At 30.4% G+C, this 15,511-nt stretch carries 13 protein-coding genes and 1 pseudogene; 4 read left to right on the top strand and 10 right to left on the bottom strand.

Annotated features, from left to right (window positions below; translation table 11 throughout):
* Positions 1–16 precede the first annotated feature (16 nt).
* The 5 genes from lepB to ACZ451_RS18190 are packed head-to-tail and all read right to left on the bottom strand — an operon-like array spanning position 17 to position 4,772.
* Entirely contained in the window at positions 17–1,747 is a 1,731-nt protein-coding gene (gene lepB / locus ACZ451_RS18210) for a signal peptidase I (RefSeq protein ID WP_464214838.1), read from the bottom strand.
* A gap of 23 nt (positions 1,748–1,770) precedes the next feature.
* Positions 1,771–2,475 carry a 4-hydroxy-tetrahydrodipicolinate reductase gene (gene dapB, locus ACZ451_RS18205; RefSeq protein WP_464214837.1) on the bottom strand — a complete coding sequence of 235 codons (705 nt, stop codon included), beginning with the start codon at positions 2,473–2,475 and terminating at the stop codon, positions 1,771–1,773.
* A 2-nt stretch (positions 2,476–2,477) separates the two neighbouring features.
* The gene (locus tag ACZ451_RS18200; RefSeq protein ID WP_464214836.1) at positions 2,478–3,107 is read right to left on the bottom strand and encodes a DUF5683 domain-containing protein; all 630 of its coding nucleotides are present in this window, start codon (positions 3,105–3,107) and stop codon (positions 2,478–2,480) included.
* A complete protein-coding gene (locus tag ACZ451_RS18195; RefSeq protein WP_464214835.1) occupies positions 3,100–3,999 on the bottom strand; it encodes a ParB/RepB/Spo0J family partition protein in 900 nt (299 codons plus the stop codon). The genes ACZ451_RS18200 and ACZ451_RS18195 overlap by 8 nt, the downstream gene beginning before the upstream one ends.
* The gene (locus ACZ451_RS18190) at positions 3,999–4,772 is read right to left on the bottom strand and encodes a ParA family protein (RefSeq protein WP_464214834.1); all 774 of its coding nucleotides are present in this window, start codon (positions 4,770–4,772) and stop codon (positions 3,999–4,001) included. Before ACZ451_RS18190 ends, ACZ451_RS18195 begins: the two co-directional genes overlap by 1 nt.
* 763 nt (positions 4,773–5,535) lie before the next feature.
* Between ACZ451_RS18190 and ACZ451_RS18185 the strand changes: the two genes are divergently transcribed.
* Positions 5,536–6,420, top strand: a complete 885-nt coding sequence (locus ACZ451_RS18185; RefSeq protein WP_464214833.1) for a hypothetical protein — start codon at positions 5,536–5,538, stop codon at positions 6,418–6,420.
* Positions 6,421–6,523: 103 nt separating this feature from the next.
* Here the strand turns inward: ACZ451_RS18185 and ACZ451_RS18180 are convergent, their stop codons facing one another.
* The 5 genes and pseudogenes from ACZ451_RS18180 to ACZ451_RS18160 form a co-directional block, all read right to left on the bottom strand.
* Entirely contained in the window at positions 6,524–8,905 is a 2,382-nt protein-coding gene (locus ACZ451_RS18180) for a TonB-dependent receptor domain-containing protein (protein WP_464214832.1), read from the bottom strand.
* A gap of 40 nt (positions 8,906–8,945) precedes the next feature.
* Positions 8,946–10,418, bottom strand: a complete 1,473-nt coding sequence (locus ACZ451_RS18175; RefSeq protein ID WP_464214831.1) for a serine hydrolase domain-containing protein — start codon at positions 10,416–10,418, stop codon at positions 8,946–8,948.
* 147 nt (positions 10,419–10,565) lie between these two features.
* A pseudogene (locus ACZ451_RS18170) lies at positions 10,566–10,676 on the bottom strand (AraC family transcriptional regulator); the annotation flags it as partial.
* Positions 10,677–10,699: 23 nt separating this feature from the next.
* On the bottom strand, positions 10,700–11,173 hold the full coding sequence (locus ACZ451_RS18165; RefSeq protein ID WP_464214830.1) for a hypothetical protein: 474 nt from the start codon (positions 11,171–11,173) through the stop codon (positions 10,700–10,702).
* A complete protein-coding gene (locus tag ACZ451_RS18160; RefSeq protein ID WP_464214829.1) occupies positions 11,154–11,642 on the bottom strand; it encodes a hypothetical protein in 489 nt (162 codons plus the stop codon). Before ACZ451_RS18160 ends, ACZ451_RS18165 begins: the two co-directional genes overlap by 20 nt.
* 518 nt (positions 11,643–12,160) lie before the next feature.
* Here ACZ451_RS18160 and ACZ451_RS18155 point away from each other — a divergent pair.
* The 3 genes from ACZ451_RS18155 (at position 12,161) to ACZ451_RS18145 (ending at position 15,488) form a co-directional block, all read left to right on the top strand.
* Positions 12,161–12,946 (top strand): DUF2306 domain-containing protein, encoded by a 786-nt coding sequence (locus ACZ451_RS18155; protein ID WP_464214828.1) that lies wholly within the window; start codon positions 12,161–12,163, stop codon positions 12,944–12,946.
* Between the two features lie 447 nt (positions 12,947–13,393).
* Positions 13,394–14,395 (top strand): prenyltransferase, encoded by a 1,002-nt coding sequence (locus ACZ451_RS18150; protein ID WP_464214827.1) that lies wholly within the window; start codon positions 13,394–13,396, stop codon positions 14,393–14,395.
* A gap of 67 nt (positions 14,396–14,462) precedes the next feature.
* Complete coding sequence (locus ACZ451_RS18145) at positions 14,463–15,488, top strand: methyltransferase (RefSeq protein ID WP_464214826.1); 1,026 nt, start codon at positions 14,463–14,465, stop codon at positions 15,486–15,488.
* The last annotated feature ends 23 nt before the right edge of the window (positions 15,489–15,511 follow it).

Genomic DNA, 15,511 nt, shown 5'->3' with positions numbered 1-15,511 from the left:
AAACATATTTTAGATTTTAAGAATCACTTTTTTTCTTCGCTTTTTGTTTCTTTCTAAAGAAATCAAAAACAAAATAACCCGCTAATAACATTAAGAAATACTTGAAATATGAGGTGGGTTCTCCTGTTCCATTAACGGTGGTAAAAACCCGATCCCAGCGGATACCCCAATTTCCTATGCCTTGGTCAAAATTGCCGATACTCATCCAAATAAAAATTGGCGTTCCTACAATATGGTCTTCAGGCACATAACCCCAGTATCTACTGTCTTCAGATCTGTGTCTGTTATCGCCCATCATCCAATAATAATCTTGTTTAAAGGTATATGAAGTAACAATTTCGTCATTTATCATTATTTGATTACCAGAGGTGCTCAGTGTATTTTTTTCGTACTCTGTTATAATCTTTTTATACAACGGAAGGTTCCCTATGTTTAAAGAGATCGTCTTACCAGCTTCAGGAATATAAATAGGACCAAAATTATCTATAGTTCCTGTATAAGCATTATTTTGAGGAAAAATAGAAGCGTTCTTTTCTTCACGAAGAATTTTTTTAACAGATACTATACCATGTTTGCCAACAAACCCTTCCGCTTCTTTATCTGTAAGGTTAAAAACTTTCATGTTCTTTACACTCCGAGCTTTAAGTTTAGTTGAAAGGTATGAAAGAATATCTGGGCGTAATCTTGGCTCTTTTGGATTTAAATAATAATTGAAAATGCTATCAGTTTTTATTTTAAGAAAATTAGTGCCATTTTCAATAATGTTTTTAGCATCTCTCTCTTGTAATATAGAAGTTTTAGGAATTCTAACTACATCACCAACAAGATCGTCAAACCCTACAGCTTTTATTTCAGTATTTTCTAATGTTTTTTTAGCGGTTAATGTATAAAAATATTGTGGTTTTGCACGATCGGGTAAAACTGTTTGTTTCCCATTAATGTGTATATAACCATTCATGATAGACAAGGTGTCCCCAGGAATACCAACACAACGTTTTACGTAATTTGATTTTTTATCAATAGGTTTTTTTACTCCTTTTTCCCGGATAAAAAACTGTCGTACCGTATCTGCCGGCCAGCTAAACACTACAATTTCATTTCGTTTTATATTTTTAAAACCTGGTAATCTATAATATGGTAATTGCGGTTTGTTTAAATACGATTTTACGCCTAAAAGCGGTAGCGTGTCATGCACCATAGGAGCGGCAATAGTGGTCATAGGAGTTCTTGCACCATAATGAAATTTACTTACAAAAAGAAAGTCACCTATTAATAATGTCTTTTCTAATGAAGCTGTTGGGATTACGTAGGGTTGAATAAAATAGGTGTGTACAATACTAGCTGCTACAATAGCAAAAACGATAGAGCTTACCCATTCTCCGGCACCAGATTTAGGTTCAATACTACGACCTTCTATATATTTTACATCTAAAGCATAATTTACATAATAGGTGTAAAAACCCAAAGTTAGAATTACCAACCAAGTATCTAGTAAACTGTTTTTTCCAAAACTACGTATGGTTTCTACCCATATTACAGGAAACATTAATAGATTTATAATAGGGATAAAAAGTAAAATTACCCACCATTTTGGTCTGTTTATGATTTGCATTAATACAATAGCATTATAAACAGGTATTGCCGCTTCCCATGCTTTTCTGCCTGCTTTAACGTATAATTTCCAAGTTCCTAAAAAGTGAATTACTTGTACAAGTAGTATAAATAAAATCCATTCCTTTCCTGACATATGTACTATATTTTAAGCGAATATTATTTTTTAATGTTTAAAACGTCTTTCATTGTAAAGACACCATTTTTCCCGATAATCCATTCGGCTGCGGCAATAGCTCCTAAAGCAAAACCTTCTCTATTATGTGCTGTATGTTTAATTTCAATAGCATCTACACTACTAGAATAATTTATTGTATGCGTGCCAGGTACTGCTTCTATACGTTTTGCTACAATTGGGATATTGTTTTCGGCTGCCTTATCTAATTCCCAGTTTGCATATTTTGTATTCTTAATAATACCTTCTGCTAAGGTGATGGCTGTACCACTTGGTGCGTCTAATTTTTGGGTATGATGAATTTCTTCCATAGCAACAGCATACTCATCAATATTTGCCATCATCTTAGACAAATAATCATTTAATTCAAAAAACAAATTTACACCTAAGCTAAAATTAGAAGCATAAATAAAGGCACCATTATGTTGTTTACACAATGTAATTGCGTCATCATATTTGTCTAACCAGCCAGTTGTTCCAGAAATAATAGGAGTATTATTTTCTAAACACATCTTTATATTATTAAAAGCTGCATCAGGTTGACTAAAATCTATCGCTACATCTATAACAGAAAAATCAATCTCAGTATGCTCAACATCAATTTTGACTACAATGGTATGGTTCCGATTTTCTGCTAATTGCGCAATCATCTTTCCCATTTTACCGTATCCAAATAAGGCAATATTCATTTTTAAAATTTTATGGTTAAGGCCATTCCATAATTAGGTCTGGCCGTAATTTCATTATAATCTAAGTAGGGCTTAAAATCTAAACTTAGATCTTCATCTACATTAAATTGTTTTAAATGCGCATCTACATTGGCATCTATAACATTTAAGGCATATAATGCTATAGTTACTAATAGTGCTAAATCTCGATCTCTTTGGGCGTTTTCTTGTGTTCTTTGCAGTATGTCAAAGTTTCTATCAGCAGTTAATGGATCTGGGTCTGGTAAGTCCGCTTGTCTTAGTTTAAAAGCCCTTCTAGCTCTTTTATAATTAGAATTGTTTGTGCTGTAAACAAAAATACCTGTTCCTATAGCTCCGTAAACTAAGGGTACTTTCCAATAACGCTTGTTGTATATTTGGCCTAAGCCCGGAAAAATTGCTGAATAAAATGCAGCCTTACTAGGGGCAAGAGGATTTATCTTTTTTCTTTTTTTTAGGATAGAAGAATCTTGTACAACAATACCTTCTTTTTTTAAATTGGTTTGAACAGAATCTAGTGCTACGTCCTTACCTGTTGTAGTTTCATTAGTTTCTTGTGCAAAACCTACAAAAAGAGTAAGGAAGAATAGTAGTAAAATAATATTTTTACGCACCTAAAATTAATTTTTTGATTCGGTCAAATTCTTCTTTTGAATGAAAAGGAATGACCAATTTTCCTTTTCCTTTTGAAGAAGCTTTTGCTTCTACTTTAACGGCTAAGTGTTTTGTGAAATCTGCAATGCTATCTTCTATAAAAGCGGGGTTTTGCGTTTTAGATTTTGCAGTAGTGGTGCTTTTAGGATTTTGATATTCTTTTACCGCTTGTTCTGTATCACGAACCGATAAATTTTCGCTAATAATTTTTTCGTATAAATTTATCTGATCGTCTTTTTCATCAATGTTTACTAAAGCTCTACCGTGTCCCATGCTTACAAAACCATCTCGGATACCTGTTTGTATAATAGGATCTAATCGTAATAAACGTAAATAATTAGTAATTGTAGAACGTTTCTTCCCAACACGCTCACTCATTTTTTCTTGAGTAAGCTGTATTTCATCAATTAAACGCTGGTAAGATAATGCAATTTCAATAGGATCTAAATCTTGGCGTTGTATGTTTTCTACAAGTGCCATTTCCAACGATTCTTGGTCGTTTGCTATACGGATATATGCAGGTATCGTTTCTAAGCCAATTAGTTTAGAGGCTCTAAACCTGCGCTCCCCAGACACCAGTTGGTATTTGTTAAATTCTAATTTACGAACTGTAATAGGTTGTATTACTCCTAGCTCTTTAATAGAAGAGGCTAATTCCTGTAAAGCTTCGTCATTAAAATTTGAACGTGGTTGAAATGGATTTACTTCCACCAAACTTAATTCTAACTCAATAATATTACCAACTACTTTATCTGCATTTTTATCTGATGCAGAAGTAATATCATTATCTGGGTCTTTTAATAAGGCCGATAAACCTCTCCCTAAAGCTTGTTTTTTTGTTGCTTTCGCCATTATACAGTTTCCTTGTTTTTCTTCAATACTTCATTAGCCAAGTTTAAATAGTTGGCAGCACCTTTACTGCTTGCATCATATTTTATAATGCTTTCACCATAACTTGGCGCTTCACTTAAACGAACATTTCTTTGAATTATAGTATCAAAAACCATATCATTAAAGTGTTTGTTCACTTCTTCTACTACCTGATTAGAAAGGCGTAATCTAGAGTCGTACATCGTAAGTAACATGCCTTCTATATCTAAATTTGCATTGTGGATCTTTTGTACACTTTTAATTGTGTTTAGTAGTTTTCCTAAACCTTCTAAAGCAAAATACTCACATTGTATGGGTATAATTACAGAATCTGCTGAGGTGAGTGCATTTAAAGTTAATAAACCTAATGATGGCGCACAATCTATAAGAATATAATCATATTTTTCCTTAAGATGCGTAATGCTTTTTTTCATCATATACTCGCGCTCTTCCTTATCTACCAATTCTATTTCTATAGCCACAAGGTCTATATGAGCTGGAATTAGATCTACATTTGGGGAAGTGGTAGTAATGATCGTTTCTTCAGCAGTTTTAGTATGCTCTAACAACTGATAGGTTCCTATTTCAATTCCATCTACATCTATACCTAGCCCAGATGTAGCATTCGCTTGGGGGTCTGCATCTATAAGGAGAACTTTTTTTTCTAGAACACCTAAAGACGCCGCTAAATTTACAGTGGTAGTTGTTTTACCTACTCCACCTTTTTGATTCGCAACAGCAATAATTTTGCCCATTATATAGTAAGTTAAGAGGTAAAAATACAATTATTTACGATGTTAAAAAATGAATTTTGTTAACACTAAGTGAATAAGCTAGTGTTTAGGTGTTAAAGAAGGTTAAAATTCGTTGAAATACTCATATTTTTAAGGATTTATAGCAAAAAAGAGACTCAAATTGGTCTCTTTTTTTATTGATTATTTAATTTGTTGATATAATTTTAGCTTATTTTAATTTTTACCATTACATAAATGAAAATAAATTGAAATAAAAGATATTTCCCTGTAGTATTTTTTCATTTTTGATGAAATTTTGAATATTTCAATTATATCCAATCCTGAATTTTAAAAAAAATGAATTTCTGTATAAATTTTAAAACGATTTGAATTCATCAAAATAGAATTGTTAAAAAATGAATTTAGTATTTGTTTACCATCGATAATTTTTTATCATATTAAATATCTTATTGTTAATAATATAGAATTTTTATTATAAAATTAGATAAAATATAATTATATTTATACATTATTATTTTAATAATTAAAAATTATAGAAAAAAAACAACGTTAATATTTTTTTAGATTAAATTTTCGAAGTATTTTTAATTTAAAAACACCTCTGTTGAAAGTTTCAAAATTTACCTCGCAAGTAAAATTAATTAAAACAAAAGCTAATGAAATAGAACTTAAAAATCAACAGAGGAAGTGTTTATTTAGAATAAGTCTCCTCAAAACGTAGAAAATTACAAATTGAATTATTTACAAATTAAAAGGACATAAAATGAAAAACAAATATAAATTTTTGACATTACTATTTTTTACATTTATAGTATTGAATAGTTGTGATAGAGAAGAAGTTATTACACAAGAAATTGAGCAAGCTGAGTTAGTATACGATTTTAGTGTTGAAGTTAAGAACAATATGCTTTCTTTCCCAACTCGAGAAGATTATGATAAATCGTTAGAATATTTAGGATCTAAAAATTCAAAACAATTTAAGGAGTGGGAAGATTCTCTAAATTTCACTTCAATGAGGCTAAGTTTAAGTGAAAATGAGAGAGAAAGTATAGGAGTTGTTGATGATCTATTAGCTACTTTGATAAATTCAAAAGGAGAAATTGAAATTGGAGGAAATATTTTTAAGTTAGATGTATTAAATGAAACAGTTGAAGTTACCCCTGCTATATCTAAAAACTCAAAGTTATTAAATAAGAGTATTAAAAAATATAGTATTTATGATAATATTTTAGATATTATAGATGGTACCGATGAACCACTCAGTTTAGCAGAAAGAAGGAGATATTGTTCAAAGCGAAAGGTCACAACTACTGGAAATTTACTAATTGATGCCAAAATCACGTATCAGAAAGCTGGATTCTTGAATTCTTTGCAGAGCAAAATTAAAAGAAGAAGAATTGCCGACTTCATAAATATAGGTCTTAAGACAGTTGGTAATAACTTTTGGCAAAATAAAAAACACAGAGGAGCAATAGGTTTTCGTCAAACAAGTTTAGTTAGTGGAAGTGAAAAATCATATAGGCCTTATTATTCTAGTAGAAGATTAAGATCTTTTTCTTTTTCTGTTGAATTTAGTCATCAAGACGAAAGGTATGAAGGAACTAATGATAGAATAACCTATACTAACTTGAGTCTAAATTGTAATTAATGATTATTTATTTAAGTTATTAGTATTATAACTTTAAATATACACAGAGGCTTCTGAATGCTTTTTCAGATAGCCTCTACTTGTTAATCTAATAAAATCATAATTAGTTTGCCCTTTTAATTTCATCTTCATTACCATATTTTCTACTTTTTACATTTACTTTTTTATTTCCAAAGTTATAGCTCAATGAAAAACGAACATATCTATTATTTCTACTTTGTCCATACACCTGTCTAATACCATTTACCGTAGATGCTAAATTATTTAGACTAGAAGTGTTGAAAATATCTTTTACTACTACAGAGAATTGTAGACTTTTTGCTAAAAACGATTTTCTAAAACCAAGGTCCAAGCTAAAAGTATCTCCTAATGTAAATAAATTTGATTGTGCAGCTGAGTTATAACTTGCATCTATTTGAAGTTTGGTGGTTTTATTTAAAGAAATACTATTGTTAGAAGAAATAATATATGAAAATCCATTTTGCGGAGTAGCATCAAAAGCTTTTGTAAAGGTGCTTTTTGTATAGAGTAATCCAAAGTTATTCTGACTCTGTAACCAACTGATTTTATCATAAACATAATTTTCATTAATTCCGATGGTATGTTGCTTAAAGAAATTCTCTCGGGTAACAATTTGCGTATTCGTTTCTACATCAGAAGTAAATATAACTCCAGAAGCATCAGATCTGATACTGTAAAAAAGGCTAGTGTTTAAATTATTCTTATAAGTATGTTTCAACTCAAAATTATCATTAAATGTAGGTTGAAGAAAAGGATTTCCTTCACTGAACGTATTACTGCTTACAAACACTCTAAATGGATTTAAGTGGTTAAATTGCGGTCTTTGAATACGCTTTCCGTAGTTAAAAGAAAAAGAATTGTTTTCATCTTTTTCATATGCTAAGTAGGCCGTTGGAAACAATTTTGAATAATTATTCTCATTTGTTTGATTTAGATTAAGCGAAAAACCTTCTGTTTGTGTAGCCTCAAACCGTAAACCCAATTGCAGCTGTACTTTATCATTTAATTTTGCATTTCCATTGATATAAGCAGCTTGTATGTTTTCTGTATATTCAAAAGAATTAGAGATATTTGTATCTAATACAGACATACCAGAGTTTCTATTAAAAAAAGCAATTTCACTTGCACTTTTTATGCTTGTTGCTTTAATACCATATGCCAGGTTAACTTTTTCTAACGGATGCTCCATATCTGCTTTAAAACTATAATTTTCTATAACCTGCTTAGCAGTAGTTAATGCGGTTAAATTAATATTCATAAATTCATTGTTTGCATTAAAAGTTTCGGTGATAAAATCTCTGCTACTGTCAGAATCATAAGTGAAGTAATCTACATCAAAAGATAATTTTTTACCTAAAGTAGTATCTAATTTGGTCACCATATGTGCGTTTAGGGTATGGCTTATAATTTCTTCTCGCTTTACACCATTATTAATCAAAAGCGAGTCTATTTGGTTACTTGCATTAAAGATGCTAGAAACTGTTCTGTCTGTAATGTCGGGGTTTCTTTTATTCCCAGCATATTGTATTCCAAGAGTTGTCTTATCTGTAATGTCATAGTCTAAAGCTAATCTGCCAGAAAAGGCATCTCTTTTATCTTTCCCATCTATATCAATTTTCCAAGTATTATTTGGATAAAATACAGTGAAATCTTCAATACCTTTTATATTTCCTTTAGTGGCATTAAGCGCAAAAGAAAGGCTCAGTTTATTTTTGTTGTACAATAAGTTATTTCTTAACGTAGTATAATTTAGCCCATCTATATTATGAACAGCAGTTGTTGTATTTTTCCATGAGTTTTTTGCTCCCTTTTTTAGGATAATATTTATTAAACCCCCGTTTCCTGTGGCATCATATTTAGCAGGAGGGTTAGTAATGACTTCTATTTTTTGAATGTCATCAGCTGCCAATCCATTTAAATAATTGCTAAGCTCTTCTCCAGTAATTGGCAATAATCTGTCATTAACCATTACTTGTGTAGCGCCTTTTCCAAAGATGCTAATAGTTCCATTTTGCACACTTAAGCCTGGGGCTAATTTTAAAGCATCTAATGCGTCACCACCACTAGCAGCAATACTGTTTGCTACATTAAAAACAATCCGATCTGTTTTTTGCTCAATTAGCTTTTTTCGATAAGAAACCACTACTTCATCTAAATTGTTGGCACTTTCTTCTAAAACAATAGTTCCTAAGGCTATATTTTCTTTTAAAGTGATTTCTTTTTGATAATCTGTATAACCTAAATGACTAATTGATAAAGAATACGAACCAGCATTAGCTGTCAATTTAAAATTACCGTCTTCATCAGAAGTACTACCAGTAACAATTTCACCTTCTAAAGAAGTTAGCACCACATTTGCCCAAGCTATAGCGCTAAGATCGTCTTTAATGGTTCCAGTTACTTCTATTTGTGATAATACTAGAGTTGGTAATACAAAAAGGATAAGTGTGATGATATGTTTCATAATATGTTATTTTATAGAGTGATAATAAATGCGTAGTTGATTAGTGTATTTTAAGACTATCGATTGCTACGGTGACAGCATGTTTTTTAGACTTTTCTCTAAAAAATGTGAAACCAGTGAGTTTATTATCGTCTAGATTAAATTGAATATAGTTAGGGAAGTCTATAATTTTAAAGGTGTTGTTTCCTAAGTACACCATCTCACTTTGCGCCTTTCCAAGAAAAAATTGAAATATTAAAGATTTTAGATATAATTTATTGTCTTGAGCTATAATAGTAGAGGTAATCCCTTGTTCACCGTATAAAAAATCGATATAATCACCTTCAATTGCTGTTATTAATGTTGATGGGATTGATTTAATTTTTGCAGGATTCATTTTATTTCCCCAATTCATGATTTGTATAATTTCCTTTCTTGCTAAAGCGAGTATTGGAAATCTGTTTGGTTTCTCTCCATTTGCTAAAAAAGCAAAGCCATTACCACCAGTCATAGTTCCATAAACATCTCCACCTACGCCAGTATTAGAACCATTGTGGCTAAACCAATCTATATTGCCAAAGCCAAATGCTCTTGTTAATCCCATACCAGCACCACCAGAAGTTTTTATAGAAACGATATCAGTAATTCTTTTTGCTACTTTATGAGATATTACTGTGTTGTTTTTATTTTGTAATGCATTTTGTATTTCTATCCATATGGTAGCCAAATCAGAAGGAGTAGACCACATCCCGGATGTGGTAACCTGTGGTGTTATCGGTAAGCCTGTTTTAATAATAGTACCATCTGTATCATGTACTTTGGCAACATTCGTTAAAAAACCTTTTTCATTTGGCTGTATCATTGAAGTATTTTTTAGCTGCAAGGGATCAAAAATGTATTTTTTAGCTAGTTGCGCAATAGACTTTTTAAAGTGATTTTCTAATGCTAATTGAATAATAACATACCCACCGCCACTATACTTCCAGTCTGTACCAGGTTCAAATAAAAATTCAATTTCTTTATCATATCTAGGAAGTTTCCCTTGTAAGCTTTCTATGATGGTTGGTATGGTGTCTCCTTCATAAAAATCTGCAAAACCATGTTGGCTTGTTCCTGCAGTATGTGATAGAAGGTGTTTCCATGTAACTGGAGTGTTTTTAGTAAAATGGCTTTTAGGAAGTTTCCAGCCTTTTAGGTAAGGAACAATTGGAGCATCTAAATCTAACAAACCTTTTTCTTCTAAAAGTGCGCATAATAATGCAGTAATAGGTTTTGAAATAGATGCCGTACTAAAAGCAGTATTAGGAGCAATTTTTTCAGGAGAACCTTTAGCTTTAATTCCTAAAACTTCTGTATGTATTATTTTATAGTTTTCAAAAATAACATAACTAAATCCGTTTAGGTTTCGTGCTGTCATTAGTTCTTTAAGATTGGTTTTTAAAGCATCAAATTGTGTTTTCTGATTTTTAGTATTGTTTTGTGCAAAACAAATAATGTTAAAGAATAATAGTGTAGATAATAAGATCGTTTTCATAAGATTGTATTTTAAATATTTATTTGAAGCAAATATCTTATGGGTACCGTTCTTGTGCGACCGAAAGAAAAAAGTCGAACCCTTTTCTTTTTAGAAATGAGTTCGACTTTATTTTAGCAAACGTTCGACTTTTTTATAAGTTGTTGATTATGAGTTGTTTTTTCGGTATAAAGTAGGGGTAGTTCCTGTATATTTTTTAAATGTAGTATTGAAGGAAGATTTAGAATTAAAACTAATTTTGTACTGTATTTTTAGAATAATATGTTTTAATTTGATTCTATTTAATTGATGACTATGGTATAACGCCATTTACTTGTTTTATTCTCTGGGAAGATTTCATGAGAAAATATGCCAAGTGTTACGATGCTAGTTCCTATAGTTATACCAGCTGTGGTGGTGGTTCCGGTAAATGCAGCCAATAAAGGTGTTAAAATTATTACAGTGGAACCTACTATTATTACACCGATGCTTGCAATAGCATAAATATAAGGGCGATTTCTGATTTTTTTTATAGTATTTAATGCAATTTTTTGATCTTTAATTTGTATTGTGTTTTCGTTAATGATATAAAATTTACCTATAAATTTTTTACCGTCGATAGTTTTTATTTTTAAACGTTTACCTTCATTAAAAATTTTGATTTTTTCTTTAGATTTATGTTCTAGACGTATATAACGCCCTTGCGAGAATGCAAATGATGTTGCTATTAAGCAAATTAGTAATGTAATAGTTATTTTAATTGGAGTAATATTCATTATTTTTTGTTATTCGATTTTTTATAGACCATTTTTTTGTACTGTATTTTGGCTGATTTCTAAAAATGCTACCTGTTGTATACAATATTCCTGAAACTACTAAAGGGGTAACTGCAAATTCTGGACTACTACTAAGGGCTATACTTAGAGTACTTAAAGCCGTTACTCCAGAAGCTCCCGTAAAAATCCAGCCTATAGTATTTCCTAAAACTGTTTTTCTTCTTAAAAAAACAATATCCTTTAGTGCTATAACCGTATTTTTTATTTGAATAGAAGATGCATCTAAAATGGTAAACTTTCCTTTAATTTTCAATCCAGAACTGGTTTCCAGAATTATTCTTTTATGTTCTTGGATGATTTTACTTTTTGAAGAAGTATTATCTGTTAATTCAATATAATTAATTTGAGCTATACCTGTATATCCTGTAAAAAGAATAAAACAAATAAAGAGAATAAATTTTATATACATATAAAATAATTTATAACTAATATAGTCAAAATAGTATAAAAATAATTTGCTTGAATAATTTTTCACTACTTTTTATGCTGATAAAGATTTTTAAAATAACAACTTAGATATTATTTTTTCGTTATAAAGTAAGGGTTGTTCCTGTATACTATTTAAAGTACCGCAAGCTTTTTTTGTAGCATCTTTTAAGATCTCTTTGGCTTTTTCTATTCTACGAAATCAAAAAAAATGTTGCCCTATGGCGTGGTTTATTAAAATAGATAATTCTTTTCTAACTAATTAGATAGACTTTGTATGCTTAAAGGGGTTTTTCTTACACATACTTCTTTTGGAGTACAAAATATTATCATCATGTTTTAAAAAGAAGCTATTAGAATATGTTAATTTGCGATTCAAAAGCTGTGTTAATTCTAGCTCACTAAATTTTAGTATTATTGGTATAAATACTTTATTATCAAGGTGTTTTAAACATAAAAAAGCATTGTATATTAGCTATGAATTAAATTTTAACTATAAAAATGAATACTTTTTTAAAATATTCTATCAATTTTTTGGTCGGTACCGTATGGTTAAGCAGTACAGTATTTGCATTTTTTATTATTGCCAATTACGCTTTTGCCTTGATTGATACTGACATGGAAAGATGGAATGTAATTCTTCCCAATTTATACACTCCTGATGATCATAAAATCGCGACTTTTGGGATAGGACTCCACTTTTTAACGGGAGCAATTTTACTTATTTTAGGTTGTATTCAATTTATAAATAAAATAAGATTACGGTATCCAAAATTTCATAGAATTACTGGAAGAATATATATAATAGCATCTTTCATCTCAGCAATAGGGGGCTTATTATTTATCTTATTAAAAGGAACAGAAGGTGGTTTGCTAATGGATATTGCATTTGGCTTATACGGTGTTTTAATGTTTATATGCGCCTTTTTTACTATAAAATTTGCTGTTACTAGAAGTATAGACAAGCATAATGCTTGGGCTATCCGTCTGTTTGCATTAGCCATTGGATCTTGGATCTATAGAATGAATTATGGCTTTTGGTTTGTTTTGACAGATGGAATAGGACATTCAGAAGATTTTAGTGGCGTATTTGACATTTTAATGGATTTTTTATTTTATATCCCTAATTTAATAATTGCCGAAATTATTATTAGAAAATCAAAAAACTTTAAAGTTCAAAAATGGGTTAAAATAGTAGCCATTGTATTTGTTAATTTAGCAACATTAATTATTGCAGTAGGCTCCTATTACATATACTATGCAAATAATAAAATTATTAATGGCTGATTCCCTTTTTAAAACAGGAATTTTTAATAAATTTTCCACTTTCTAGTATTCTGGTTTTATTACAGACTAACTACTATGAATAAAAATAAACACTTTAGCGGCATCCCATTATCAAGTAGTTATTAGCTCTTATTCTCAAGGGTGTTATTCCTCGAGCATTAATTAATTTTAATAGTGATTGTAATTATAAGACAAGTAAAACTCATGAATATAAGATTTCTATACTTTACAAGGTATTTAGAAGATCATCATAAACCAAATAATTAAATTCAACCCTTTTCTTTTAAATATTTTCCGGATTTACCCTTTCTACTTTATTACAACTAACCCTTAAATCTAGGGTTTTACCATTTTAGAATATAATTTTTAAAGATCTGGATTACAAAAAAAACCGTATATTATTACCTATCTGTTTTTTATAGATTTATGATTTAATTAATACAAAGAATGATTACATCTTCAAAGTGGAAGAGTTATGTGAAACTCGCTCGACCAAAATATTTGGTTTATAGTGGTTTAATATATCATTTTGGAATAACCTATGTAATTCTAAAATGCGATCAAGAAATTAATCTAAAACTGTATTTTTTAGGCCTTGTGGTTTCATGGTGTACGCATCTAATGGCACATTTTATAAACGAGTTCTATGATCTAAATGCCGATAGAAACAATGAATTATATACCAAATGGACAGGTGGTAGCCGAGTATTGGTAAACGGTGAACTGAAACCTAAAATAGCTATAAACTCAGGAATTAGTTGTTTACTAATAGGTCTAATTATAGTTATGCTAATGCCTAACTATATTAGTAAACTAATTATTTCTACGGGGCTTTTTATCGCTTGGTTTTATACAGCCCCCCCCATTAAATTAAATTATCGTTCATTTGGCGAGATTGGTGTAGCAATTGTACTAACTTTTATTGTGCCGTTTACCGTTCTCGCAATTCAAACTGGTAATATCCCAAAACAGCTATTCATTATGTTATTACCAGCTTTTTTAATTCAAATGGCACGCATGATGATTATGAATCTTTCAGATTATGAAGGAGATAAAAAGGTAAGCAAAGTAACAATACCTGTTAGAATAGGGAGAAAACGAACCATTTATTTATATCTAATTCTAAATATTTTTGCGTATTTCATTTTATTACCACTCTATTTTATTTTTAATATTTCGCCTATCCTATTTTTTTCAGTTCTTCTAACATTTCCAATTGCAATATGGCAGTATTTCCGGATTAAAAATATAGCTTCTCATGATCAAAATACATCAAATAATATTGTATTCTGGGCATCATCTCATAGTGCTTTAGTTATGATGGCGATATATATTGGTGTAATTCTAGAACACTGGGCATATAATGAATTTAATCTTCAGTTATTTTACCTAGCGATCCCACCTCTATTATTTACTTTTTCTCTTTTCCTTCAAATAAGGAATAATTAATTAGGATTTCAAAACATGTATGAACAAAAATTTGAACACACTCTTAATGACATCTAATAATTAAACTATGCTTCAAAAAATAAAACGTTTACTAAGTTTAAAAAGAATACAAAGAATAAGCTTGGGTCCGCAAGCTTTTCATATCATGAATACCGCTCACGAGCTAGGTGTTTTCAGTCATTTAATTGCTAATAAAAAGGGAATTAGCAACAAGTCTCTTTCAAAAATAATTGAATGTGATGAGAAACTTCTGGAAGTGATACTCAACGGTTGCTGTGCGTTAAAACTAATGAAAAAGAGAAAGTCCTTATACTTCAATACTATCAAATGTTCTCTTGAGGAACTTCGTACATTTTGTGAATTTTACAAAATTGTTATTTATCGTCAGATGTACTACTTAACCCAGACGGTTAAAACAGGTAAACCTATTGGTCTTTTTGAAACCTATGGAAGTGATAGTCCTAATATTTATGAGGCAAAAGCGAATTTTCCTGAATTAGACAATGCTTGGACTACAGCGATGAACTCCTTAACCAGAGAACATCAATCAATTTTCATTTCAAAAATGAACTACAGTTCATACAAAAAAATTCTAGACATTGGTGGTAATACTGGTCAATTAGCTCTGGCCATTTTTAAGAAGAATCCAGATGTAAAGATTACAGTTTTCGACTTAGCTCATTCGGCTAAGGTTGCAAATGAAAACTTTTTAAAAGCAAATGCAGGTGAAAACCTCAGGGCTATTGCGGGTGATTTTATGCAAAATGAATTCCCAATTGGACATGACCTAATTCAATTTTGTCATGTACATGGTATTTTTAAGGCTGAAGACAATCAAAAGCTCATAAATAAAGCGTACAAAGCACTGGATAAAGGAGGTACTATAGCATTGTATGATCTTTCTCTTAATAGCACAGGTACAAAACCTTATGAAACAGCTATTTTAAGTACCTATTTTATGAATTGCGTAAATGGAGAAGGCCGAATTTACTCCATAAAAGAAATTAAAGGGATGTTAAAAAAAGCGGGTTTTAAAAATATTAGAACCAAAAGGATTTCTTGGATGGAAAGTGCGATATTTGGTGAAAAATAAACAACATAATTGGAGTAATTATG

The sequence above is a fragment of the Allocellulophaga tsushimaensis genome, assembly GCF_055383085.1.
This window is presented reverse-complemented; position numbering and strand designations above follow the sequence as displayed.